At 65.4% G+C, this 23,134-nt stretch carries 22 protein-coding genes; 17 read left to right on the top strand and 5 right to left on the bottom strand.

Annotation, left to right across the window (positions count from 1 at the left end; genetic code table 11):
* Positions 1-115: 115 nt before the first annotated feature.
* Positions 116-1,504 carry a coniferyl aldehyde dehydrogenase gene (locus PTE31013_RS01295; RefSeq protein WP_174978420.1) on the top strand — a complete coding sequence of 463 codons (1,389 nt, stop codon included), beginning with the start codon at positions 116-118 and terminating at the stop codon, positions 1,502-1,504.
* A 121-nt stretch (positions 1,505-1,625) separates the two neighbouring features.
* On the opposite strand, the gene metK is transcribed toward PTE31013_RS01295, so the two are convergent.
* Positions 1,626-2,804 carry a methionine adenosyltransferase gene (metK, locus tag PTE31013_RS01300; RefSeq protein WP_150611028.1) on the bottom strand — a complete coding sequence of 393 codons (1,179 nt, stop codon included), beginning with the start codon at positions 2,802-2,804 and terminating at the stop codon, positions 1,626-1,628.
* Positions 2,805-2,992: 188 nt separating this feature from the next.
* Between metK and PTE31013_RS01305 the strand changes: the two genes are divergently transcribed.
* The 5 genes from PTE31013_RS01305 to PTE31013_RS01325 all read left to right on the top strand — a co-directional run bounded on the left by PTE31013_RS01305 (position 2,993) and on the right by PTE31013_RS01325 (position 8,099).
* On the top strand, positions 2,993-3,889 hold the full coding sequence (locus PTE31013_RS01305) for a lipid A biosynthesis lauroyl acyltransferase (RefSeq protein WP_150611029.1): 897 nt from the start codon (positions 2,993-2,995) through the stop codon (positions 3,887-3,889).
* A gap of 43 nt (positions 3,890-3,932) precedes the next feature.
* Positions 3,933-4,784 carry a diaminopimelate epimerase gene (dapF, locus tag PTE31013_RS01310; RefSeq protein WP_150611030.1) on the top strand — a complete coding sequence of 284 codons (852 nt, stop codon included), beginning with the start codon at positions 3,933-3,935 and terminating at the stop codon, positions 4,782-4,784.
* Between the two features lie 168 nt (positions 4,785-4,952).
* Positions 4,953-5,621: a DUF484 family protein gene (locus PTE31013_RS01315; protein WP_150611031.1), complete on the top strand. Its 669-nt coding sequence runs from the start codon at positions 4,953-4,955 to the stop codon at positions 5,619-5,621.
* A gap of 58 nt (positions 5,622-5,679) precedes the next feature.
* Complete coding sequence (gene xerC / locus PTE31013_RS01320) at positions 5,680-6,726, top strand: tyrosine recombinase XerC (protein WP_150611032.1); 1,047 nt, start codon at positions 5,680-5,682, stop codon at positions 6,724-6,726.
* Positions 6,727-6,884: 158 nt separating this feature from the next.
* The gene (locus PTE31013_RS01325; protein ID WP_150611033.1) at positions 6,885-8,099 is read left to right on the top strand and encodes a class I SAM-dependent rRNA methyltransferase; all 1,215 of its coding nucleotides are present in this window, start codon (positions 6,885-6,887) and stop codon (positions 8,097-8,099) included.
* Positions 8,100-8,119: 20 nt separating this feature from the next.
* Here the strand turns inward: PTE31013_RS01325 and PTE31013_RS01330 are convergent, their stop codons facing one another.
* Complete coding sequence (locus PTE31013_RS01330; protein ID WP_150611034.1) at positions 8,120-8,995, bottom strand: DMT family transporter; 876 nt, start codon at positions 8,993-8,995, stop codon at positions 8,120-8,122.
* 158 nt (positions 8,996-9,153) lie between these two features.
* On the opposite strand from PTE31013_RS01330, the gene PTE31013_RS01335 reads away from it, so the two are divergent.
* The 7 genes from PTE31013_RS01335 to hslU all read left to right on the top strand — a co-directional run bounded on the left by PTE31013_RS01335 (position 9,154) and on the right by hslU (position 17,056).
* Positions 9,154-9,648, top strand: a complete 495-nt coding sequence (locus PTE31013_RS01335) for a Fur family transcriptional regulator (protein WP_150611035.1) — start codon at positions 9,154-9,156, stop codon at positions 9,646-9,648.
* A 91-nt stretch (positions 9,649-9,739) separates the two neighbouring features.
* Positions 9,740-10,822 carry a CobW family GTP-binding protein gene (locus tag PTE31013_RS01340; protein ID WP_150611036.1) on the top strand — a complete coding sequence of 361 codons (1,083 nt, stop codon included), beginning with the start codon at positions 9,740-9,742 and terminating at the stop codon, positions 10,820-10,822.
* Between the two features lie 390 nt (positions 10,823-11,212).
* The gene (gene dksA / locus PTE31013_RS01345) at positions 11,213-11,632 is read left to right on the top strand and encodes an RNA polymerase-binding protein DksA (protein ID WP_130027651.1); all 420 of its coding nucleotides are present in this window, start codon (positions 11,213-11,215) and stop codon (positions 11,630-11,632) included.
* A 208-nt stretch (positions 11,633-11,840) separates the two neighbouring features.
* Positions 11,841-12,326, top strand: a complete 486-nt coding sequence (locus PTE31013_RS01350) for a hypothetical protein (protein ID WP_150611037.1) — start codon at positions 11,841-11,843, stop codon at positions 12,324-12,326.
* 327 nt (positions 12,327-12,653) lie between these two features.
* Entirely contained in the window at positions 12,654-14,750 is a 2,097-nt protein-coding gene (locus tag PTE31013_RS01355; RefSeq protein ID WP_425495527.1) for a TonB-dependent receptor, read from the top strand.
* 289 nt (positions 14,751-15,039) lie between these two features.
* On the top strand, positions 15,040-15,591 hold the full coding sequence (hslV, locus tag PTE31013_RS01360; RefSeq protein WP_150611038.1) for an ATP-dependent protease subunit HslV: 552 nt from the start codon (positions 15,040-15,042) through the stop codon (positions 15,589-15,591).
* A 106-nt stretch (positions 15,592-15,697) separates the two neighbouring features.
* Positions 15,698-17,056: an ATP-dependent protease ATPase subunit HslU gene (gene hslU / locus PTE31013_RS01365; protein ID WP_150611039.1), complete on the top strand. Its 1,359-nt coding sequence runs from the start codon at positions 15,698-15,700 to the stop codon at positions 17,054-17,056.
* 76 nt (positions 17,057-17,132) lie between these two features.
* Here the strand turns inward: hslU and PTE31013_RS01370 are convergent, their stop codons facing one another.
* Positions 17,133-17,675, bottom strand: a complete 543-nt coding sequence (locus PTE31013_RS01370; protein WP_017235115.1) for a response regulator transcription factor — start codon at positions 17,673-17,675, stop codon at positions 17,133-17,135.
* Positions 17,672-18,940 (bottom strand): ATP-binding protein, encoded by a 1,269-nt coding sequence (locus PTE31013_RS01375; RefSeq protein WP_150611040.1) that lies wholly within the window; start codon positions 18,938-18,940, stop codon positions 17,672-17,674. Before PTE31013_RS01375 ends, PTE31013_RS01370 begins: the two co-directional genes overlap by 4 nt.
* A 260-nt stretch (positions 18,941-19,200) precedes the next feature.
* On the opposite strand from PTE31013_RS01375, the gene PTE31013_RS01380 reads away from it, so the two are divergent.
* The 4 genes from PTE31013_RS01380 to PTE31013_RS01390 all read left to right on the top strand — a co-directional run bounded on the left by PTE31013_RS01380 (position 19,201) and on the right by PTE31013_RS01390 (position 21,991).
* Complete coding sequence (locus PTE31013_RS01380; protein WP_425495528.1) at positions 19,201-19,665, top strand: copper chaperone PCu(A)C; 465 nt, start codon at positions 19,201-19,203, stop codon at positions 19,663-19,665.
* Positions 19,666-19,669: 4 nt separating this feature from the next.
* Positions 19,670-19,879: a hypothetical protein gene (locus tag PTE31013_RS24700; protein WP_174978390.1), complete on the top strand. Its 210-nt coding sequence runs from the start codon at positions 19,670-19,672 to the stop codon at positions 19,877-19,879.
* A gap of 396 nt (positions 19,880-20,275) precedes the next feature.
* On the top strand, positions 20,276-21,181 hold the full coding sequence (gene argB / locus PTE31013_RS01385) for an acetylglutamate kinase (RefSeq protein ID WP_150611042.1): 906 nt from the start codon (positions 20,276-20,278) through the stop codon (positions 21,179-21,181).
* Positions 21,182-21,292: 111 nt separating this feature from the next.
* Positions 21,293-21,991, top strand: coding sequence for an adenine nucleotide alpha hydrolase (locus PTE31013_RS01390; protein ID WP_150611043.1), 699 nt, complete (start codon positions 21,293-21,295; stop codon positions 21,989-21,991).
* Positions 21,992-22,006: 15 nt separating this feature from the next.
* Here PTE31013_RS01390 and PTE31013_RS01395 read toward each other — a convergent pair whose 3' ends face one another.
* A complete protein-coding gene (locus PTE31013_RS01395; protein ID WP_150611044.1) occupies positions 22,007-22,912 on the bottom strand; it encodes a LysR family transcriptional regulator in 906 nt (301 codons plus the stop codon).
* Positions 22,913-23,134: the final 222 nt, after the last annotated feature.

The raw sequence follows: 23,134 nt of genomic DNA on the forward strand, positions 1-23,134 counted from the left end.
GCGACCTCAGGGAGCACAGGGCATGGGACACACCCGGGAGTTGAACGATTTGCATGAGGCGATACCGGTGTCGTCGGCACGGGATACCGCGACGGACGACGACATCGCCTGCGCGATGCTGTTGCCGCGCTTTGACGCGATGCGCCGAGCACACGACGCCGCGCCGCAAGTCGACTGGCCGACGCGCAAGCGCCATCTGAAGGCGCTGCAGGCGATGCTGCACAAGTATCGCGAGCCGTTCGCGCGTGCTATCGACGCCGATTTCGGCGGCCGCTCGGCGCAGGAAACGGACATGCTCGAACTATTCCCCGCACACGGCAACCTGAAACATGCACTCGCGCACACGCGTCGCTGGATGCGCGGCTCGCGCGGCTGGGCGAACCTGTGGCTGTTGCCTGCCCGGCGCGCCGTCGTGCCGCAGCCGCTTGGCGTCGTCGGTGTGATCGTGCCGTGGAATTATCCGTTGTTTCTGGCCGTCGGCCCGCTCACCGATGCGTTGGCCGCCGGCAATCGGGTGATGATCAAGGTCTCCGAGGTCACGCCACGCTTCGCGGATGCATTCGCGGCCGCCGTGGCCGAGACCTTCCCGCCGGAGTGGGTGACGGTCGTGACCGGCGATGCACAGGTCGCGCGCGCGTTCTCGACGCTGGCGTTCGACCATCTGTTGTTCACCGGGGCGACATCGATCGGCCATCACGTGATGCGCGCGGCAAGCGAACACCTCACGCCGGTGACGCTCGAACTCGGCGGCAAGTCGCCGGCCATCATCGGACCGGGTGCGCGCTGGGAGCATGCCGTGGAGCGCATCTTGCTCGGCAAGCTGGTCAACGCAGGGCAAACCTGCGTGGCGCCCGACTACGTGCTCGTGCCGCGTGAGAGGATCGACGCCTTCGTTGCCACGGCGCGGCAGGTGGCGGCGCGGCTGTATCCGGACGCCGTGAACAATCCGCAATACACGAGCATCGTGTCGCCGCGTCACTTCGAGCGTTTGTCCGGGCTTGCCGCCGAGGCGGCGGCACAGGGCGCCACGTCGCACGCGCTGTTCGATACCCCGGCGCAGGCATCGCGCAGACGTCTGCCGCCCGTGGTGCTCACTGGCGTGCACGACGGCATGCGCGTGATGCGCGAGGAGATCTTCGGTCCGTTGTTGCCGGTGGTGCCCTACGACGATTTGGACGCGGCCATCGCGTATGTGAACGCGCGTGCGCATCCGCTCGCCCTGTATGTGTTCGACACTGACAACACGCGCATTCGCCGCGTGGTCGACGGCACGCTGTCGGGCGGCGTGACGATCAACGACACGCTGCTGCATGTCGCGGAGCATGGGCTGCCGTTCGGCGGTGTCGGGCCTTCGGGCATGGGCGGGTACCACGGCGAGGCGGGCTTCCGGACGTTCTCCAAGGAGAAGCCGATCTTCCGGCAGGCGCGCTGGAATGGCGCGGGGCTGCTCAATCCGCCCTATGGCAGGGTGTTCGCCACGATGATCCGGCAGTTGTTGCGCTGATTGCGCGGCGCTGGCATTCGGCGTCGCGACAAAACAAAACCCCCGCCGGTTCGACCCGAGCGGGGGTTTCGTCTGGCATCCCCCGGTCGAGCCGGGCGGATGCCGCGAGGGCGATACCGGATCAGGCCACGGCGCGCAGGCCGGCGTCGGCCAGCAGGATGTCGGCACGGTCAGTCGCTTCCCACGAGAACTCCGGCTCTTCACGACCGAAGTGGCCGTAGGCGGCGGTCTTCTCGTAGATCGGACGCAGCAGGTCGAGCATCTGGATGATGCCCTTCGGACGCAGGTCGAAGTGCTTCTCGATCAGCTCGGCGATGCGCTGATCGCTGATCTTGCCCGTGCCGAAGGTGTTGACCATGACCGACGTCGGACGCGCCACGCCGATGGCGTACGAGACCTGGATCACGCACTTCGAGGCGAGACCGGCGGCCACGATATTCTTCGCGACGTAACGGCCGGCGTAGGCGGCCGAGCGGTCGACCTTCGACGGATCCTTGCCCGAGAACGCGCCACCGCCGTGCGGTGCGGCACCACCGTAGGTGTCGACGATGATCTTGCGGCCCGTGAGGCCGGCGTCGCCCTGCGGGCCACCGATCACGAAACGGCCGGTCGGGTTCACCAGGAACTTGATGTCGCCCTTGATCAGGTCGGCCGGCAGCACCGGCTTGATGACCTCTTCGATCACGGCTTCGCGCAAGGCTTCCAGCGCGATGTCCGGATGGTGCTGCGTCGAGAGCACGACCGTGTCGATGCTGTGCGGGCGGCCGTTTTCGTACTTGATGGTGACTTGCGACTTGGCATCCGGGCGCAGCCAGGGCAGACGACCGTCACGGCGCACTTGCGACTGGCGCTCGACCAGACGGTGCGACAGGTAGATCGGCAGCGGCATGAGTTCCGGCGTTTCATCGCAGGCGTAGCCGAACATCAGGCCCTGGTCGCCGGCGCCCTGATCGAGGTTGTCGTCATGCGCACGGTCCACACCCTGGGCGATGTCCGGCGACTGGCGATCGTAGGCGACCAGCACCGCGCAACCCTTGTAGTCGATACCGTAGTCGGTGTTGTCGTAGCCGATGCGGCGGATGGTTTCGCGCGCGACCTGCTGGTAGTCGACCGTGGCGGTCGTGGTGATTTCACCCGCCAGCACGACGAGGCCCGTGTTGCACAGCGTTTCTGCGGCAACACGCGCGTACTTGTCTTGCGTCAGGATGGCGTCGAGAACGGCATCCGAAATCTGGTCGGCGACCTTGTCCGGGTGGCCTTCGGAGACCGATTCGGAAGTAAAGAGATAGTCGTTCGCCACTTCTGGCTCCTTTAAACGAATTTGGCGACTCACGTTGCCGTCATCGGAGGGGAAGCGGCGACGCTTTAGCGGAAAATTGGTCGAATGCGCTGCCTCGATAGGGTGGCACATCCGAATCGCCCCGCAAGTTGTCAGTTAACTCGGCGATGTCGCTTATTATACGCCCCTGAAGAATTCCTGCTTGCGACATGGCAACCACTCCCAAGAAATCCCTCGGGTACTACCTGAGCGTTGGCCTGCTGCGCGGGCTCAACCTGTTGCCCTACGGCTGGGTCGCGCGCTTTGGCGCGGGCCTCGGGCACCTGTTGTACCGGATTCCCAGCTCTCGAAAGCGCGTCGTGCACACCAATTTGCGGCTGTGCTTTCCACATTGGGACGAAGCGACGCGCGAGCGCGTCGCCAAGGCGTCGTTCGTGCACGCCATTCGCAGCTACGCCGAGCGCAGCGTGCAATGGTTCGCCGACGGCAAGAAGCTGGAGCGGCTCATCGAACTCGACTCGGCCGTCGACCTGCGCGACCCGAATATGCCGCCGACGATTCTGCTCGGGTTCCACTTCGTGGGCATCGAGGCGGGCTCGGTGTTTATCAATTACTCGCTGCACCGGCCGTGCGCGTCGCTCTACACGCCGATGTCGAACCCGGCGTTCGACGCCATGGCGCGCGAGCAGCGTGGTCGTTTCGACGCGCAAATGATCCCGCGCGGCGACAGCGCGCGCGACGTGCTGCGCATGTTCCGCAAAGGCAAGCCGGTCATGCTGGCGGCCGACATGGACTACGGCGCACGAAACTCCACGTTCGTGCCGTTCTTCGGCGTTCCGACCTGTACGCTGACGTCGGTGTCACGTCTCGCCGAGGTCGGCCGGGCCCAGATCCTGCCGTTCATCGGCGAGGTGCTGCCCAATTTCAAGGGCTACCGCCTCAAGGTCTTCCCGGTGTGGGAAAACTACCCGAGCGGCGACCCGGACGCCGACGCGCGCCGCATGAACGCGTTCCTCGAAGAACAGATCCTGAAGATGCCGGAGCAGTACTACTGGGTGCACAAGCGCTTCAAGACGCGCCCGCCCGGCGAGCCGGGCGTGTATTGACGGGCGCCGGATGCGCGTCGACCTTCTCCACTACAATAGCGGCATGAAGCTCAAATTCACTAAGATGCAAGGCGCCGGTAACGACTTCGTCGTGATCGACGGCATCTCGCAGACCATCGATTTCGCGCCCGAGCAGTGGCGCGCGCTCGCCGACCGCCATTTCGGCGTCGGCGCCGATCAGCTCCTGCTCGTCGAACGCTCGATGCAGCCCGGCGTGGACTTCCGCTATCGCATCTTCAACGCCGACGGCGGCGAGGTCGAGCATTGCGGCAACGGCGCGCGCTGCTTCGTCAAGTTCGTGCGCGACACGGGGCTGACCGACAAGCGTTCGGTACGCGTCGAGGTCCAGCAGGGCGTGATCACGCTTACGATGCGCGACGACGGCCAGGTCAGCGTTGACATGGGCGCGCCGATCCTCACGGCGTCGGACGTGCCGTTCGACGCCAACGGGCTGGCAGGCCGTCGCGAGGGCGACGACATGCTCTGGCCGCTCGACGTGGCCGGCAAGACGACGTGGATTTCCGTGGTCTCGATGGGCAATCCGCACGCCGTGCAGGTGGTGGAGGACGTCGATACCGCGCCGGTGGAAACGGACGGCCCGCAGATCGAGCGTCATGCGCGCTTCCCGCGTCGTGTGAATGCAGGCTTCCTGCAGGTGGTGGACAAGCATCGGGCGCGTCTGCGCGTGTACGAGCGCGGTGCCGGCGAAACGCTCGCCTGCGGCACCGGTGCGTGCGCGGCGGCAGTGGCGGGCATCCGCCGTGGCCTGCTTGCCGCGCCCGTGGCCATCGAGACGCGCGGCGGCACGCTCACCATCGACTGGGATGGCGCAAGCGGCCCGGTCATCATGACGGGACCGGCCACCACGGTCTTCGAAGGGACGATCGAGATCTGACGCGGACTGTCGGTTCCGACGTTCCGCGCGGACGCGCTGCGGTAGCGGCACAGTAAGATTTTGGTTTCTGAAGGACTCTGATTTAGCGACCCTGGCGGCCGCATGCCACGCTTGTGCCTTGTGCGCAGAAGTGGCTGGCGGCCGTTGACGAACAGCAGACGGACACTCATGAACGACCGAGATATTGCGGAATACCTGATTGCGCATCCCGACTTTTTCGAACGCCATGCCGAATTGCTGGCGGGCGTGCGGCTCACCAGTCCGCACGGCCAGCGTGCCGTGTCGCTGCAAGAGCGTCAGATCGAGATGCAGCGTGAGAAGACCAAGCAGATCGAGCGACGCCTCGCGGAACTGATGCGCTATGGCCACGAAAACGACGATATCTCGGCCAAACTGCATCGGTGGACCCTCGGCCTGCTCGGCGAGCGTGATCCGCATGCCTTGCCCGACGCGATCGCCCGGGGTTTGCGCGACGTTTTCAACGTCCCCTACGCGGCGGTTCGCGTGTGGAACGTGGCGGCGCCGTATGCACCCGCCGAGTTCGCCCGCAGCGTGAGCGAAGAGGTGAAAATCTTCGCGTCGAGCCTCGCGACGCCCTATTGCGGCGCCAATACCGGTTTCGAAGCGGTCACGTGGCTCGGCGCGCCGAGCGATCCGGCGTCGGTGGCCCTGCTCGCGCTGCGCGACCCGCAACTGACCGATGGACCGGTCTTCGGCCTGCTCGTCATGGGTTCGGAAGACGCCCGCCGTTTCCACGACGGCATGGCGACCGACTTCCTGTCGCAGATCGGTGAGCTGGCCGGGGCGGCGCTCAGCAAGCTGCGCGCGAACGACTGATGCGCGTCGCCGGCGCCCTGTCGGTCTGACGATCTGACGGCTCAATTCACCACGGCTCATGGTCACCTCGACTCGATCGCCACGTCCTGTCAGCGGGGCCGCATCCAAGGCCCGCGCCGGTCAATCCTCGCTGGCACGCGGGCGCAAGCCCAAGGCGGACGCCGAAGCGCCGATCGACGATGCGCCGCTCGAACCAGGCATCCGCGACTACCTCACGTCGCTCGCCAGTGAGCGTAAGCTCGCCGGACTCACCCTGGAGAACTACACGCGCGACCTTCGCCAGTTGCAGCGTCTGGCGCGCGGCCGTTCGCTCGAATCGCTGGAGCATGGCGACATTCGCCACTTCGTCATGCAGTTGCATGGCGAGGGCCTCGTCGGCCGCTCGATCGCCCGCAAGCTCTCCGCCTGGCGCGGCTACTTCGCCTGGCTCGCCCAGCGCACCTCGCTGGCGGCCAATCCGGTCGAAGGCGTGCGTGCGCCAAAGCAGCCCAAGCCGTTGCCGAAGGCGCTGTCGCCGGATCAGGCGTCGGCCCTCGTCGAGTTTGCCTCGGGCACGTCCGCCGAGGCCGTCCGCAACCGGGCGATGTTCGAACTGCTGTACTCGTCGGGCCTGCGTCTGTCGGAACTCACGAGCCTCGACCATTGCTATGTCGAAGCCGACGGCTACCGTTCCGCGAGCTGGCTGGATTTGCCCGAACGCGACGTGGTTGTGACCGGCAAGGGGAACAAGCGACGCCGCGTGCCGGTGGGTGAGAAAGCGGCGCTGGCGCTGACCCGTTGGCTGGACATGCGTGCCGCGCTGGCAACGGCCGAGCCGCATGCATTGTTCCTGTCGGCGCGCGGCAAGCGCATCGGCGCGCGCGCGGTGCAGCAAGGGCTGGCGCGCCACGCGCTGGCGGCCGGCCTGCCCACACACGTCCACCCGCACATGTTGCGCCACTCGTTCGCCACGCATGTCCTGCAATCGTCCGGCGATCTGCGCGCCGTGCAGGAAATGCTGGGTCACAGCAATATTTCGACGACGCAGATCTATACGAAACTCGACTTCCAACATCTTGCGAAGGTCTATGATCAGGCGCATCCGCGCTCGCGCAAGAAGCCCTGAGCGTTGCGGCGCACGGGGCGACTCGGTGTAGAATCGCGTCCTTCCCCAGCAAGTCCCGCACGTTGTCCGTCTGCCGGACGTCACTCTCCGGAGGCGACGCCGCTGCCCGTGCCGTACGACTTGCCGTCACCCCGTAGGCAACCGTTGGTCCGTCCCGCATGAATACCTTGACCCTCAAGCCCGGCAAAGAAAAGTCCTTGCTGCGCCGTCACCCCTGGATTTACGCCACCGCCGTGGCGCGCGTGGACGGCAAGCCGGCTTCCGGCGCGACGGTCGTGGTGCGCGCCGCCGACGGGCGCTTTCTCGCGCGCGCCGCCTTCAGCCCGGTCTCCGCCATCCGCGCGCGCGTATGGACGTTCGATGAAAACGAGCCGGTCGATCATGCGTTCTTCAAACGTCGCGTGAGCGCCGCTCTCGCCTATCGCGAACAGATGGTGCACGACACCGGCGCCACCCGCGTGATCTTCGGCGAGGCCGACGGCTTGCCGGGCCTGATCGTCGACCGATACCAGTCGGCTCCCGGCGCACCAGTGACGGACCAGATCGTCTGCCAGTTCATGGCCGCGGGCGTGGAGGCCTGGAAGGACGCGATCGTACACGCCCTCGTCGGCGCGACCGGCTGCCCCAATGTCTACGAGCGCTCCGATGCCGCCGTGCGCGAGCGCGAAGGCCTGCCGAGCCTCACGGGCGTGCTGGCGGGGGCCGAGCCGCCCGAGGCCCCCGAGTTGCTGACGACGTATGAGTGCGGGGTGAAGTATTACGTCGACGTGCGTCACGGGCACAAGACTGGCTTCTATGTCGATCAGCGCGACAACCGTCTGCTGGTGCAGCAACAGGCCAAGGGCCGCGACGTGCTCAACTGCTTCTGCTATACCGGCGGCTTTTCGCTGGCGGCGTTGGCGGGCGGGGCACAGAGCGTGCTGTCCATCGACTCGTCGGGCGACGCGTTGGCGATCGGCGCGCGCAACGTCGAACTCAACGGTTTCGATGCCGCGCGTGCCGAATGGCGCGACGCCGATGTCTTCAAGACCCTGCGCGCGTTGCGCGAAGAGGGGCGGGTGTTCGACATGATCGTGCTCGATCCGCCGAAGTTTGCGCCGTCGGCCCACCACGTGGACCGTGCCGCGCGGGCGTACAAGGACATCAACATGGCGGGCTTCAAGTTGTTGCGTCCGGGCGGCCAGCTGCTGACGTACTCATGCTCGGGCGCGATCGACGCCGACCTGTTCCAGAAGATCGTGGCGGGCGCGGCCGTCGATGCCGGTGTCGACGCACGCATTCTGCGCCGCCTGTCGGCAGGCATGGACCACCCGATGCTCACGCAATTCCCTGAAGGCGAATACCTCAAGGGGCTTTGGCTACAACGAATGTAAGTGCTCGCTTTCTTGGGGCATCAATCGAGTGTCAGCGCGACCACGCCCAGCGCGATCAACACGGCACCGCCCACGCGGCGGTGCACCTCTCCCTCGCCCAGCAGGCGCACGCCCAGCAGCGCGGCGATCATCATCGACATCTCCCGTGCCGGGGCGACGTGCGAGACCGGCGCGTACTTGAGCGCTGTCAGGATCAGGAAGTAGGACATCGGCGAGATCAGCGAGATCAGCACGATCTTGCGCCAGTTCGCCTGCCAGAGCATCGTCATGCGCGCGGGACGCGAGCACGCCATCGGTGCCGAGAGCGCCACCCGCAGCACGTTCTCCAGGTAGTAATAGACGAGCGGCGCGAGCAACAGCGTGCGAATGGCGTAGGCGTCGGCCAGCGTATATGCCGCGATGAAGCCGCCCGTCAGCACGCCCCAACCGGCACCCGCGTGCAGGGCGCCGCGCCGGAACAGGCGCTCGCCACCGGCAATGAGCAGCACGCCCATCACGACCAGGCTGATCCCGAAAAGCGCCAGCCAACCCGGGCGTTCCCCCAGCAACACGATGGCACCCAGCGACGAGAGCAACGGCCCGGTGCCGCGCGCCAGCGGGTAAACAACCGACAGGTCGCCCACGCGATAGCCGCGCTGCAAGACCAGCGTGTAGCCGTAGTGAAGCAGGGCGCTCGTGGCGATGACGATCCAGCCGAGTGTATTCGGCCAATGGGCGTGCGAGCCGATCAGGAAGAACAGCGCCAGTGGCGTGTACAGCACCACGGTGAGCAACGCATAGAGGAAGACGAGTTGCGGGCCGCCGCCTTCGCTCGTGTCGATGCGCTTGGCGAGGAAATTCCAGGTGGCGTGCAGAAAAGCGGCAGTGACGACAAGGGCGAGAGCGGTGGGCGACATGGCGATCGGTGATTTTTGCGTCAATTGTAAGGCGCCTTCGTCGTCGACTTCCCGCCAGAATCGGCCGGCGTGCCTCGGTGGTCCCCTGGCGCTCGCGACAAAGCGCTCACTGTTGCAACTCGGTTGCAGCGCTGACGGGGCTGTGCTTAAATCGATTCATGAGCCTTACTCAACTACAACCGTATCTGGAAGCGGCCCGCGCAAGCTTGCAGGAGCAATCGGGCCGTGTGACCTCGGGGCGCGTCCGTGTGCTGGCGCTGCTGCTCAAGGCAGGCCGTCCGCTCACGCATCAGGAAGTGCTGGCCGATCTTGCCACCGACGCCGATCCGCTCGACCGTGTCACGGCCTACCGCGTGCTCGATTGGCTGGTCGCGCAGGGCTGGGCCATCAAGCAGGCCGGCGACGACCGCATTTTCCGCTTCGTGATGGCCGAGCATGTCGACCCGCAACGCGCTGCGTCGCCGCGTCCGCATACGCAACACGGACATTTTCGTTGCGTACGCTGCCACCGAACCTTCTGTCTTGACGATTGGCCGCAGCATCCCCAATTAAGTGAGCGCGAACTCAAGCGCCTGCCCAAGGGTTTCGTGGGCGAACAGGTCGAGCTAATGATTCACGGCACCTGCGCGCAGTGCGCGGGCGCCCCCAACTGACGCGTTCCCAGCCGTTTTTCGCCGCCTCGGGTACAGTGGGCGACATTCCGGCGGCATCGGGTACGCCGTATGACTACAGGACATAGCATTCATGACCCCCGTCACCATCCTGACCGGCTTTCTCGGCAGCGGGAAAACCACGCTGCTCAAGCGCATCCTGACCGAGGCGCACGGCATGAAAATCGCCGTCATCGAAAACGAGTTCGGTGAAGAGAACATCGATAACGACATCCTCGTGCAGGAGAACGCCGAGCAGATCGTGCAGATGAGCAACGGCTGCATTTGCTGCACGATCCGTGGCGACCTGGTGAAGGCGCTGTCCGACCTGAACAGCCAGCGCGACGCGGGCGAGATTCAGTTCGATCGCGTGGTCATCGAGACGACTGGCCTGGCCAACCCCGGCCCGGTGGCACAGACCTTCTTCATCGACGACGAAGTGGCCGACACCTACCGGCTTGACGCCATCATCACGCTGGTCGACGCGAAGCACGGCCAGCAGCAGCTCGATCAGCACGAAGTGGTACAGCGCCAGGTGGGCTTTGCCGATCGCCTGTTCATCACCAAGGCCGATCTGGTCACGCCCGAAGCGCTGGGCGACCTGAAGCATCGCCTCGCGCACATGAATCCGCGTGCGCCGCAACAGGAAGTCGACTTCGGCCAGGCCGACCTCAAGCAGATCTTCGACCTTCACGGCTTCAACCTGAACGACAAGCTCGACATCGATCCGGACTTCCTCGGTGCCGATGAGCACGACCATGACCACGATCACGACCATGATCACGACCATGATCATTCGCAATGTGATCACGAACATGACCAGTGTGCCCATGAGGGGCACGACCACGGTCATGCCCACCACGCCCATGCCCACCACAACGACGCCATCAAGTCGTTCGTCTTCCGCAGTGAGAAGGCCTTCGATCCGGCGAAGCTGGAGGATTTCCTCGGGAGCATCCTACAGGTGTACGGCGAACGCTTATTGCGTTATAAAGGTGTATTAAACATGCGCGGCATCGACCGCCGGGTCGTGTTCCAGGGCGTGCACCAGATGATGGGCAGCGACGTGGGCGCGAAATGGCAACCCGGTGAGATGCCGAACACCAAGATGGTGTTCATTGGCGCCGAGCTGCCGAAAGACATCATCCTGCAAGGGCTGGAGCGCTGTCTGGTCTGAGCGGGACCGGCGAACCGTGCAACGGGAAACCCCTTAACCGTGGCCGTTGAACGATTCGGTTACAATACGTGCCCACTGGGGCTGCCGCCAGCGAACCGACGCGGCACTTCGGAGGGCAGGCAGAGGAGCACCGCTATGGCTACCGCCTCTCGCAAGACTGCTACCGCAGGCCCCACGCGTCGGTCGGGACTGACGTCAGAAGCGGGTGCCAGTCGGGCTCCAGCAGGTAATTCGAAGACGGGCGAGAAGGCCGCTGCCAAGCACGGGGTGCCCAGATCGTCCGGCAGGAACGTAACCCAAGAAGCCGCCCGCGGCATCGCCGGTAAGCAAGACGCCCCACTCGCTGCAGGGGCGTCACCGGACTATCCGAAAGAGACGCCACAAAAACCCATGAGCAAGAAAAGACTTTTGACCGAGGCCGAAATTCTGAAGATGGGCGAGAAGGACTACATGAATGAAGATCAACTCGCCTTCTTCAAGGATCGTCTGGAAAATCTGCAAGCTGACATTCTGCGTAACGCCGGTCAAACCACCGAGAACCTGCGGGAAACCATTCTCGTCCCGGATCCGGCCGACCGCGCCACGATCGAAGAGGAGCACGCGCTCGAGCTGCGTACCCGCGATCGCGAACGCAAGCTGCTGAAGAAAGTACAACAGTCGCTCGCGCGTATCGAATCGGGTGAATATGGCTGGTGCGAAGAAACCGGAGAGCCGATCGGCGTTCCGCGTCTGCTCGCCCGCCCGACGGCCACCCTGTCGCTCGAAGCGCAGGAACGTCGCGAACTCCGTCAAAAGTTGTTCGGCGACTGATCGCATCACCGGCCCGACGCCGCGCGGCGGCGGGGCGGGTCCGTCGGGCCCCCGGTTTGCCAAAAGGCGTGTCTTCTCGGCACGCCTTTTTTGTTGCCTTTTTGACGCCGTCCGTTCGGGACTGTGGCTTATACGCAACGCCCGCTAACGCTCGCCGTCGGGCAGGCTTTATGTCACAATTGCAACTCAGTTGCAATTGAGTTCGCCCATGCCATCCATCGAATCCGCTTCTTGCCTGTGGCGTGCGCGTCTGCGCACGCTGATGGGGCGTGGGCGAAGCGGTTGGGTCGCGTGGCTCATCGTCGCGCTGCTCGGCGTACAGATCTGGGGACTGCAGCACGAGATCGTGCATGCCCGCGGGTTGTCCGGCAGTGTGCCGCGGGTATCGGCAGATCGTGCCGCGTCGGCCGCGGTCGACGCGGCCGAATCAGAGGATGCGGATGATGCGGATCTAGCGATCGCCGCAGATGGGCCGGGCCAATCGATGCGGGTGGCGTCCATCGGTTTTGGCAGCCACCACCATCATTGCCACCTGTTCGAAGGGGCGACACTGGCGGCCGCGATGGCCGTGGCCGTCTTGTCGTGGGGCAGCGATGGCGCCACAGCGAGCGCCCCGCAGCGCCCCACCGGACGCCGCCACGCGAGCGTTCTGCGACGACCGTTCGACTCCCGCGCACCGCCGCTTGTGGCCTGACGCCACGCGTCTTCGCGCGATGCCTCGCGCATTTCGCGTTCCCCCGCGCTGACGGCGCGAATCCCTGCCAATGCTCGCACCGACCATCGCCGCTCTCCGGCGCCCGATGGTGGTTGCGGCTGCGCGCTCGTCTGCCCCTCGGGGCCGGCGCGGCGGGGCTTCGTTCATGCCGAATCACGGGATCCCCGGGAGCCGTTCGACAACGCTCCCGCGCACCGCCCCAATACATTTCATACCGACATGGCACTCCCTGTTTCGACCGCCGCGCGTGAGCGCGCGACGTTCTCGCTCGCTTCCCCTTTTGATGCCCTTTGCGCTTCGCGCCAGATGTGCCACCCACGTTCCGTGCTCGCGCCACTGCCGCTCGCCGCCGCGTTGACGTTCGGCGCGCTCGCCGCCGCAAGCGTGTCCGTGCAGGCGGCCGACGTGCCCGATGCATCATCGAAACCGTCGTCCGCCACGGCCGCCCCGGCGCTGGCCGAAGTGACCCTGCCGGCCACCTTCGTGACGGGCAATCCGCTCGGACGCGCCGCTGCCGACCTGACCGTGCCGCTCACCGAACTCGACGGGAAGGCGCTGGCACTGCGCCGTGCCGGCACGCTGGGCGAGACGCTTGACGGCCTGCCGGGTGTTTCGGCCACGTCTTATGGTCCGAACGTCAGCCGTCCGATCATTCGCGGTCTCGACGGCGACCGCATTCGCGTATTGCAGAACGGCACCGCAGCGCTTGACGCTTCGTCGCTCTCCTACGATCACGCCGTCGCGCAGGATCCGCTCACGATCGAACGCGTGGAAATCGTGCGGGGCCCTGCGGCGCTGCTCTATGGCGGCAGCGCGGTCGGGGGTGTGATCAATACCCTCGACAACCGCATTCCACGCGAATCCATCACCGGCATTTCCGGGGCGACGGACGTGAGCTACGGTGGCGCGAATCGCGAACGCGCCGGGGCCGCGCAGCTCGAATTCGGCAACGGCGAGTTCGCGTTCCATGTGGACGGTTTCGCGCGAAAAAGCGCAGACCTGCGCATTCCCGGCTTCGCACGTTCGGCGCGACAGCGGGCACTCGACGACGAAGGCACGGCGCAACCGTCGGGTACCTTACCTAACAGTCAGGGGCAAGTGAGTGGCGCGGCCGTCGGCGCTTCGCGGACATGGGCCAATGGCTACACTGGCATTTCGTACGCCGGTTACGACTCCGATTACGGCACCGTGGCCGAGGCCGACACGCGCATCCGGTTGCGGCAACAGCGCCTGGCGTTGGCCGGCGAAGTCCGTGACCTGAGCGGCCCGATCACCGCGCTCAAGTTCGACTTCGGCTACACCGACTACGAGCACAAGGAAATCGAAAACGGCGAGACGGGCACGACCTTCAAGAACCACGGCTACGAAGGCCGTATTGAAGCGCGCCACGCGAAGATCGGGCCGCTCGATGGCGCGGTGGGCATGCAGTTCTCGCAGAACACGTTCTCCGCCCTGGGAGAAGAAGCCTTCGTGCCGAAGAGCGACACGCGCAACGTCGCGCTGTTCGCGCTGGAGGAGTGGGCCGTCAGTCAGGCCGTGAAGCTGTCGTTCGGCGCGCGCATTGAACACTCGAGCGTCAAGCCGACAGCCGGCGGCAACGCACGCTTCGATAACCTGCCGTCGCGCGATTTCACGCCGGGCAGCGTGTCCGCGGGCGCGGTGGTCGCCTTGGCGCCGGCCTGGTCGGTCGCGCTCAACACCTCATACACCGAGCGCGCACCGACGTTCTACGAGCTGTATGCGAATGGGCCACATCTGGCGACCGGCGTCTGGGAAATCGGCAATCCGCAGGCCGCACTTGAAAAGGCGTTTTCGACGGACCTGTCGCTACGGTATGCTCACGGCGCGAACAAGGGCAGCGTCGGTCTCTTCTACAGCCGCTTCAACAACTTCATCGCGCTCAACAACACCGGGCGCACGATCGACGAGGGCGACCAGCGCTTGCCCGTCTATCAATACGCGGGCGTGCCTGCGGATCTCTACGGCGCGGAAGCCGAAGGCCGTGCGCGCCTCTGGCAGGGGCACGGCAATCTCGATCTCGAGCTGCGCGGCGATTACACGATCGGACGCAATCGCGACACAGGCGAACCGCTGCCGCGCATTGCGCCGTTGCGTCTGACGGCGGCGCTTGCGTACGGTCTGGGCCACTGGGGGGCGCGACTGGAAATGGTGCACGCCAGCGCGCAAGGTCGCGTGCCCGCCAACGATCTGACGACCGACGGCTACACCACGCTCGGTGCAGCGCTCACGTACCAGTTCAAGGCGGGGGGCGCACAGTGGCTGGCGTACCTGAAAGGGGAGAACCTGACCAACCAGGAGGTACGTCTGGCCAGTTCGGTGTTGCGCGACATTGCGCCGCAGGGAGGGCGCTCGGTTCGCGTCGGTTTGCGCACCACGTTCTGAGCGGGATCGCTCCGCAAAAACGAGGCAATTTCCGAGAAATTTTCTCGCAACAAGCGATTTGCGCGGCATGATGCCGCGCAAATCTCCCGATCCATGCCGCATTGCGCGACATCGGCCGGGTGTCGACGAGCGGGGCGGATGTGCTGCCGTCGACGCCTCTTGATATTCTTTCGATTGCCCTAAACTACAGTCACGTCTCGCCCGGCAGGGCGCGTCGTCGCGGCTGTGCGGCGCGCGCGGTCGGGCCAATCGTTACGGGGCGCGTGTCGCCCCCCGAAAAGGAACAGGCATGGAGCAATATCACGGCACCACCATCGTCTGCGTTCGACGCGGCGATCAGGTCGCGCTTGGCGGCGATGGTCAGGTCACCCTCGGCAATATCGTGATGAAGGGCACCGCCCGCAAGGTACGCACGATTTACGAAGGCAAGGTCATGGTTGGCTTCGCCGGTGCGACGGCCGATGCCTTCTCGCTGCTCGATCGTTTCGAAGCGAAGCTCCAGAAGCACCAGGGGCATCTGACGCGCTCGGCGGTGGAACTGGCCAAGGACTGGCGCACCGACCGCATGCTGCGCCGGCTCGAAGCGATGATGATCGTCGCCGATGCCGAGACCACGCTGGTCATTACCGGTAACGGCGATGTGCTCGATCCGGAAGGCGGCGTTGCCGCCATCGGCTCGGGAGGATCGTATGCCCAGGCGGCGGCCCGGGCGCTGGTCGAGAATACCGAGCTGACGCCGGCGGAAGTCGTCAAGAAGGCGCTGACGATCGCGGGCGAAATGTGCATCTACACCAACGGCAACCACATCATCGAGTCGCTGCCCCCGAAGGCAGCGCAGTGACGACGCACGTGCCGCAGCCGATGGACGTCTGCGGTGCGAATGGCCGGCCGGGCCGTGTGCGGCCGGGCGTCACCCTCTGTGCGAACCCCCTAATTTGGCTAACGTCATGACCCATATGACCCCCTCAGAGATCGTTTCCGAACTCGACAAACACATCATCGGCCAGCACAAGGCCAAGAAGGCCGTCGCGGTGGCGTTGCGCAACCGCTGGCGTCGCCAGCAGGTGGCCGATCCCCTGCGTCAGGAAATCACGCCGAAGAACATTCTGATGATCGGCCCGACCGGTGTCGGCAAGACCGAAATCGCGCGCCGTCTGGCCAAGCTGGCCGATGCGCCTTTCATCAAGGTCGAAGCGACCAAGTTCACTGAAGTCGGCTACGTGGGGCGCGACGTGGACAGCATCGTGCGCGATCTCGCGGAAATCGCGATCAAGCAGACGCGCGAAGCCGAAATGAAGAAGGTGCGCACCACGGCGGAAGATCGTGCCGAGGATCGCATTCTCGATCTGCTGCTGCCGAGCGGGCGCGAGTCGTCGCGCGACATCCGTTTCGGAGCGGCATCGCACGAGGTCGAGCCCAGCAGCGAGGATAACGCCACGCGCCAGACGTTCCGCAAGCGTCTGCGCGAGGGGCAGCTCGACGACAAGGAAGTCGAGCTGGAAGTGGAAATTCCGGTGCAGGGCATGGAGATCATGGGCCCGCCGGGCATGGAAGAGATGACCGAGCAGATCAAGGGGATGTTCGCGAACCTGGGCAACCAGCGCAAGAAGCGCCAGACGCTCAAGATCAAGGACGCGCTCAAGGTGCTGACCGACGAGGAAGCGTCGAAGATGCTCAACGACGAGGAGGTCAAGCAACTGGCCTTGCGCAACGTCGAGCAGAACGGCATCGTGTTCCTCGACGAAATCGACAAGATCGCCACGCGCAGCGAAGTGGGCGGCGGCGACGTGTCGCGCCAGGGCGTGCAGCGCGACCTGCTGCCGCTCGTCGAAGGCACGACCGTGAGCACGAAGTTCGGCATGATCAAGACGGATCACATCCTGTTCATCGCGAGCGGGGCGTTCCATCTGGCCAAGCCGAGCGATCTGATTCCGGAACTGCAAGGCCGCTTCCCGATCCGCGTCGAACTCGAATCGCTGTCGGTCCAGGATTTCGAAGCGATCCTCACGCAGACGGATGCCAGCCTCGTGAAGCAATATCAGGCCTTGCTCGCCACGGAAGACGTGAACCTCGACTTCGCGCCGGACGGCATCAAGCGGCTCGCGGAGATCGCCTACTCGGTCAACGAGAAGACGGAAAACATCGGCGCGCGACGTCTGTACACCGTCATCGAGAAGCTGCTCGAGGACATCTCGTACAACGCCGGCAAGCAGGCGAATGAAGTGGTGACCATCGACGCCAGCTACGTCAATCGCTTCCTTGAGGAAGTGGCGCAGAACGAAGATCTGTCGCGCTACGTGCTGTGATGGCGTGATGTTCGCTGCGATGTGATGCGATGTAAAAAAGGCCCTTCGGGGCCTTTTTTGCGTTCGACGATTGGCGTTACTGCTTCACTGGGCGCTTGAGCAGTTTGCGTTGCAGCGTGCGCCGGTGCATGTTCAGCGCTCGTGCCGTGGCGGAGATGTTGCCGTTGTGTTCGGTGAGGACGCGTTGAATGTGCTCCCATTCGAGGCGCGCGACCGACAGCGGCGAGGGGTTCTCGATGGCTTCATCGGCTTGCGTCTCGCTCGCGTCGCTGCGCAGCGACGCCAGGATGGTGTCGGCGTTGGCGGGCTTGGCCAGGTAGTTGTCGGCGCCGTCCTTGACGGCTTGCACTGCCGTCGCAATGCTCGCGTAACCGGTGAGCACCAGCATGCGGGATTTCGGCTGCAACGCGCGCAGCGGTGCGATGAGCGGCAGTCCGGAATCGTGGCCGAGATGAAGGTCCACCGAGATCAGGTCGAACTGACGCGTACGTGCCGCGAGTAGCGCCGCGGCACTGTCGGCGGCGATCTGGACGTCGTAGCCGCGCCGGGTCAGCGCGCGGGCGAGCGTTTCGGCGAAGACGACATCGTCGTCGATGAGTAGGAAGTGGGAGGCGTTCATGTCTGACTCCGCGAGCCGAAGAGGAAGGTGGCCATCGGCAGGCGCAGCTCGGCGCGCGTGCCTTGCGGCGTGTTGGGGGTGAGGGTGATGTCGCCGCCGAGCCGCTGCGCGCTGGCAAACGCCAGGTACAGGCCCATGCCATGCCCGCCGTGCGTGCTCATGACAGGCGACGTTCCCAGCCGGGTGCGCAGCTCGGCGCTCATGCCGGAACCTTCGTCGCACACGGTGAAGCGGATGTCGTCCGGCGTGACGGCCACGTCGAGGGTGACCGACGACGGGCTGAAGTAGGCGGCGTTGTCGAGCAGGATGGTCAGGATCTGTCCAACCTGCACGGTGTCTTCGATGCGCGCGGTCAACTTCGGCGGCACGCGCAACTGGAACTGGACTTGCGGGTGCCGCAGACGCCATTGCGTGGTGAACGCCGGCAACCACTCGGCCAATGCCTGCCGCACCGGCGCCGCGGCGCGCGTCTGCACGTGACCGATGGCGCTCTTGCACAGCGCGATCTGTTGTTCGAGGGTCTGCAGATCCGGTTCGAACGGCGTCAATGCGGCGTTGCCCCGACTCTCGCTGCGCAGTTCACCGACGACCACGGCCATCGTCGAGAGCGGCGTGCCGAGTTCGTGCGCCACGCTCGCGGCTTGCGCACCGAGGGCGGCCATCCGCTCGTCGCGCAGCAGTCGCTGTTCGGCGCGGGCGAGTTGCGCGTCGCGCGCGCGCAAGGCCCGCGACATCCGCGAAACGAACCACGCGATCACGAGTACGCTGACCACGAAGTTGACCCACATGCCCGCCAGATGCAGGCGCAGCAGGTTGCCCGGGTCCGCCAGATTGAGCGGCACGTACTGGAAGTTCAGCGCGCCATAGGCGACCAGCGAGAGCAGTGCCAGTTGCGACGCGTTGCGCCACGGCAGCACGGCGGCGGCGATGGCCAGGCCCGGCAGGAAGAGGGAGACGAATGGGTTGGTCGCGCCACCCGAGAAGAACAGCAACGCCGTGAGCGCGGCCAGATCGACGAGCAACTGGCTCATCAGGTCCAGATCGGTATGGCGCCGGGCACGCTCGATACCGCGTCGCGCGCGCACCCACGTGAGCACGTTGAACAAGACTTCGAGCGCGATGATGGTGAGCATCGGCTCGAGGGGCAGGCGTACCCCGAGCCAGAGTTGCACGACGCCGATGGTGGCCAACTGACCAACGATGGCCAGACAGCGCAACCAGAAGAGCTGAACGACGTTGGCTCGCTCGATGGGAAAATGAGTCATACGACAAGTGTACCAAGTCCGGGTCACGGGCAATCCGGCGTCGCCGGGCGCTGCGACACTCTGCCGCATGCGGCCGATGACCGGCATCACGCAGCACGCGCCCGCGTTTGGCGGGGCGAGACTACAATGAATGCCCACGTCTTGCGCGGCAGGATGTCGCGCAACCTCTCATGCGATACAGGGCGGCGGCCTTCCGCCGTCAACGATAAGGAGTTTGCATGAAGCACAAACTTTGGGCGGCTACCGCACTGAGTCTTGGCATGGCCTCGGCTTACGCACAGGTGGGGCAGGTGGCAGTTTCTGACGCGTGGGCACGCGGCACGGTGCCCGGTCAGACCGCGACCGGCATCTTCATGACGTTGCAGGCGTCTCGGGCGACCACCCTCGTCGGCGTGAGCACCCCCGCCGCAGCCAACGCCGAAGTGCATGAAATGAAGCTCGAAGGCACGCTCATGAAAATGCGCGCCCTGCCGAACGGATTGCCGCTGCCAGCCAATCAGCCCGTGCAGCTCAGGCCGGGCAGCTATCACATCATGCTCAATGACCTGAAGGCGCCGCTCAAGACGGGCGGCACCGTGCCGGTCACGTTGCGCTTCGAATCCGCCGATCACAAGGTGTCCGAGCAGCAGGTGCAGGTGCCCGTGCGCGCCCTGACGGCGGGCGCGCCTGCGGGCAGCGGCATGGCCGGCATGGCAGGCATGGCGCACGGCGCACATAACGAATAGGTCCATGGCCAACAAGTCCCTCGGTACGCGTCAGAAGCTGATGTTTCGCGGCACGGCGGGTGTCGGCGGCCGCGTGGGCGGCCGTCACACCGGGGGACGACCTCCGCCACCGGCACCGGGCGCACCCGGGGGGACAGGCCGTCGACCGGGGTCAGTCGGGGGCGGCGGCGGTGCCGTCAATCCCCTCACCGGCGGCAAGCAGCGCCGTGCGTGAGACGGCGGCGTTGCTTCGCCACCCATGTCATCGGTGCTGCGCGGCGGTACGAGTTGCACAACTGCAACAGCGTCGGTGCCGTCACGCCGCGGTCACCGGCGGGCGGCCGCGGCGCGCAAATCGGCGAACGACAGGGGGCGAGGTAAAAATGAGCCGCTGACGGGCGTCCGCACAGACGTCAAAGGGGGAGATATGCACGCTCGGTCCTGCGCCGCTGACGGGGCGAGAATCGCCGCTTTTGCGGTTGCCGCCCCGCATGAGACGACGGGTAGCCAGGGACATTGGCCGATGCACGTCCCAGACCCTTCCGAAACCCGTCGACGCCCCGCACGCACGGGCTTCTTGGCTGTACAATTCGCCGTGTTTCTGGTCCATCTGCGAAATATGCTTCCTGCCATGTCCGATCCGCAACTGTCTTCCATCGACGACATCGCACCTGCTCTCAAGGCCGAAGTTCTGGCTGAGGCGATGCCGTACATCCGCAAATACCATGGCAAGACCGTGGTGATCAAATACGGCGGCAACGCAATGACCGAAGAGCGTCTGAAGCGAGGCTTCGCGCGCGACGTCATTCTGCTCAAGCTCGTGGGCATCAACCCGGTGGTGGTGCACGGGGGCGGCCCGCAGATCGATCAGGCGCTCAAGAAGATCGGCAAGCAGGGCACGTTCATCCAGGGCATGCGGGTGACCGACGAAGAGACGATGGAAGTGGTCGAGTGGGTGCTCGGCGGCGAAGTCCAGCAGGACATCGTCATGCTGATCAACCAGTACGGCGGCCAGGCGGTGGGGCTCACCGGCAAGGACGGCGGGCTGATCAATGCGCGCAAGATGCTGATTCCGGATCGCGAAAACGCCGGCGAGCTCCTCGACATCGGTTTTGTCGGTGAAGTCGACTCGATCAATCCGGCCGTGGTGCGCGCCCTGCAGGACGACGCGTTCATCCCGGTGATTTCGCCGATCGGCGTCGGGGAAGACGGTCAGGCGTACAACATCAACGCCGACCTCGTGGCGGGCAAGCTCGCCACGGTGCTGGGCGCCGAGAAGCTGGTGATGATGACCAATATCCCGGGCGTGATGGACAAGGACGGCAAGCTGCTGACCGATCTGTCGGCGCGCGAGATCGACGACCTGTTCGCAGACGGCACGATCTCGGGCGGCATGTTGCCGAAGATCTCGTCGGCACTCGATGCCGCGAAGAGCGGCGTGAAGTCGGTGCACATCGTCGACGGCCGTATCGAACATTCGGTGCTGCTCGAAATCCTGACGGAACAGCCGTTCGGCACGATGATCCGCTCGCACTGAGTGCGACGCCTGGCGGGCGGTGCCGATGGCGACATCGCGCGGCCCGGCCGGTATCGAAGGCGGACCCTGCGGGGTCCGCTTTGTTTTATTGCGATCCCCTCACGAGACCCCATGCCCACCCCCGCCTTTTTCTCCTGGAGCGGCGGCAAGGATTCCTGCCTTGCCCTGCATCATGCGCTGTCGTGCGACGCGCGCGGCGAGCCGCACTACGACGTGCGGCGTCTACTGGCGATGTTTGATGAAACGGGCGACAGCTCGCGCTCGCACGGCTTGCCGCGTGAATTGATGCAGGCGCAGGCCGAGGCGCTCGGCATTGCGCTCGACGTCGGCCATGCCGGCTGGCGCGAATACGAGGCGGCGTTCGTCGCCCGCTTGCACGCAATGCGCGCCGACGGCATCACGCACGGCTTGTTCGGCGATATCGATTTGCAGCCGCATCGCGATTGGGAAGAGAAGGTCTGCGCAGCCGCCGGCATGACCGCCGTATTGCCGTTGTGGCAGCGAGCGCGTCTGACGCTCGCGCACGAGTTCATCTCGCTGGGCTATCGCGCGGTGATCGTCTGTGTGGATGGCCGGCACCTCGGGCCGGAATTCGTCGGCCGCGAATATGATGCGTCCTTGCTGGCCGATCTGCCGACGCACGTCGACGCGTGTGGCGAGAACGGCGAGTTCCACACGTTCGCCTACGATGGTCCGCGCTTCACGCGGCCGGTGGCGTGGCGCATCGCGCGCGTCGAGACAATTCACGGCCCCAAGGAGTACGGCGGTACGCCATACCATCGTGCGCACATCGTGGCTGTCGCCGACTGACTGGCGTCCGCGGCATCAGCCGGGTGCCGTCAGTCGACGCAGTTCGTCGAGCAGCTTGGCGGCAGGACTCGGCAGGATCCCCTGGCGGCGGCGAAAGGCCGTGAGCGTGCGCTTGGCGTGTACGGTCGCGATCGGCAGGGTGTCCATCACACGCGCCCGCGCTTCGACGTCATACATCGGCTCGGGCATCCACGTCAGAAACCCGCATCGCGCGACCATGCTCTTGAGCACCGGGACAGAACGCGTCTCCACGACGATGTTCGGCAGTGCCAGCCCATGCGCGGCGAACACGCTCTCCACATGCGCGTATGGCGCGGTGCCGCGCGGCGGAATCGCCCAGCGTTCCCCGAGCGTGTCGGCCAGTGAGAGCGCCTTGCGCTGGCGCAACGGATGGTCGCATGCGGCCACCACATAGCTGTTGTCCTCCCAATGGCAGTCGGAGATCGCAACGATGTCGTCGGTATCGGTCGCCACGGTCGAGAGCGCCAGGTCGATCTCGTGGCGCATCAGTCCCTGGGCGAGCCGGTCCCATACCCCTTCGATGATTTCCACGCGCAGGTTCGGCCAGCGATCGAGCACGCGCTCGACCGCGAGCGGCAGCACATGGCTTGCGATGGCGCCGACCGCGCCGACCTTGATCGTGCCTTTGGCGAGACCGCGCAGCGCATCGATTTCCTCGCGCGCGTGGTCGGCTTCCCGCTCCAGCAACATCGCGTGCGGCAGCAATGCCTGCCCGAACGCCGTCAAGGCCATCCCCTTGCTGTGACGCTCGAACAGCGGCGCGCCGAGATCGGCTTCGAGCCGTTTGATGGTGCGGCTCAGCGCGGGCTGCGTGAGATGCAGCGCCGTCGCCGCGCGCCCGAGACTGCCGGTCGCGACGATGGTCGTGAAAGCGCGCAATTGCTGGAGATTGAGGCTCATGAGGCGGAAGGCACTCCGGAGTTCGGGACGAGACCGCGCGTCACCATGGCGACGTGGCGACGCACAAGTCATGCAAAAGCGTAATGACTTCGGCACACAAAAGCAATTCCGATGCATATGTCGACTGCCTATACTCACCGAAACGCTCGCTGCGCCCCACGCCCCATCGCGCGGTCCGAGCCACGACACAGGCACCCCGCCGTCACGCGTTTGCACGTCGAC

The organism is Pandoraea terrigena (genome assembly GCF_902459705.1).
In the GTDB taxonomy this organism is placed as follows: Bacteria; Pseudomonadota; Gammaproteobacteria; order Burkholderiales; family Burkholderiaceae; genus Pandoraea; species Pandoraea terrigena.

What these genes read in the sequence shown, in the direction of transcription:
- PTE31013_RS01295 (WP_174978420.1), top strand. Translation starts at nt 116, where the DNA reads ATGCTGTTGCCGCGCTTTGACGCGATGCGCCGAGCACACGACGCCGCG.
- PTE31013_RS01305 (WP_150611029.1), top strand. Translation starts at nt 2,993, where the DNA reads ATGGCAACCACTCCCAAGAAATCCCTCGGGTACTACCTGAGCGTTGGC.
- dapF (WP_150611030.1), top strand. Translation starts at nt 3,933, where the DNA reads ATGAAGCTCAAATTCACTAAGATGCAAGGCGCCGGTAACGACTTCGTC.
- PTE31013_RS01315 (WP_150611031.1), top strand. Translation starts at nt 4,953, where the DNA reads ATGAACGACCGAGATATTGCGGAATACCTGATTGCGCATCCCGACTTT.
- xerC (WP_150611032.1), top strand. Translation starts at nt 5,680, where the DNA reads ATGGTCACCTCGACTCGATCGCCACGTCCTGTCAGCGGGGCCGCATCC.
- PTE31013_RS01325 (WP_150611033.1), top strand. Translation starts at nt 6,885, where the DNA reads ATGAATACCTTGACCCTCAAGCCCGGCAAAGAAAAGTCCTTGCTGCGC.
- PTE31013_RS01330 (WP_150611034.1), bottom strand. Translation starts at nt 8,995, where the DNA reads ATGTCGCCCACCGCTCTCGCCCTTGTCGTCACTGCCGCTTTTCTGCAC.
- PTE31013_RS01335 (WP_150611035.1), top strand. Translation starts at nt 9,154, where the DNA reads ATGAGCCTTACTCAACTACAACCGTATCTGGAAGCGGCCCGCGCAAGC.
- PTE31013_RS01340 (WP_150611036.1), top strand. Translation starts at nt 9,740, where the DNA reads ATGACCCCCGTCACCATCCTGACCGGCTTTCTCGGCAGCGGGAAAACC.
- dksA (WP_130027651.1), top strand. Translation starts at nt 11,213, where the DNA reads ATGAGCAAGAAAAGACTTTTGACCGAGGCCGAAATTCTGAAGATGGGC.
- PTE31013_RS01350 (WP_150611037.1), top strand. Translation starts at nt 11,841, where the DNA reads ATGCCATCCATCGAATCCGCTTCTTGCCTGTGGCGTGCGCGTCTGCGC.
- PTE31013_RS01355 (WP_425495527.1), top strand. Translation starts at nt 12,654, where the DNA reads ATGTGCCACCCACGTTCCGTGCTCGCGCCACTGCCGCTCGCCGCCGCG.
- hslV (WP_150611038.1), top strand. Translation starts at nt 15,040, where the DNA reads ATGGAGCAATATCACGGCACCACCATCGTCTGCGTTCGACGCGGCGAT.
- hslU (WP_150611039.1), top strand. Translation starts at nt 15,698, where the DNA reads ATGACCCATATGACCCCCTCAGAGATCGTTTCCGAACTCGACAAACAC.
- PTE31013_RS01370 (WP_017235115.1), bottom strand. Translation starts at nt 17,675, where the DNA reads ATGAACGCCTCCCACTTCCTACTCATCGACGACGATGTCGTCTTCGCC.
- PTE31013_RS01375 (WP_150611040.1), bottom strand. Translation starts at nt 18,940, where the DNA reads ATGACTCATTTTCCCATCGAGCGAGCCAACGTCGTTCAGCTCTTCTGG.
- PTE31013_RS01380 (WP_425495528.1), top strand. Translation starts at nt 19,201, where the DNA reads ATGGCCTCGGCTTACGCACAGGTGGGGCAGGTGGCAGTTTCTGACGCG.
- PTE31013_RS24700 (WP_174978390.1), top strand. Translation starts at nt 19,670, where the DNA reads ATGGCCAACAAGTCCCTCGGTACGCGTCAGAAGCTGATGTTTCGCGGC.
- argB (WP_150611042.1), top strand. Translation starts at nt 20,276, where the DNA reads ATGTCCGATCCGCAACTGTCTTCCATCGACGACATCGCACCTGCTCTC.
- PTE31013_RS01390 (WP_150611043.1), top strand. Translation starts at nt 21,293, where the DNA reads ATGCCCACCCCCGCCTTTTTCTCCTGGAGCGGCGGCAAGGATTCCTGC.
- PTE31013_RS01395 (WP_150611044.1), bottom strand. Translation starts at nt 22,912, where the DNA reads ATGAGCCTCAATCTCCAGCAATTGCGCGCTTTCACGACCATCGTCGCG.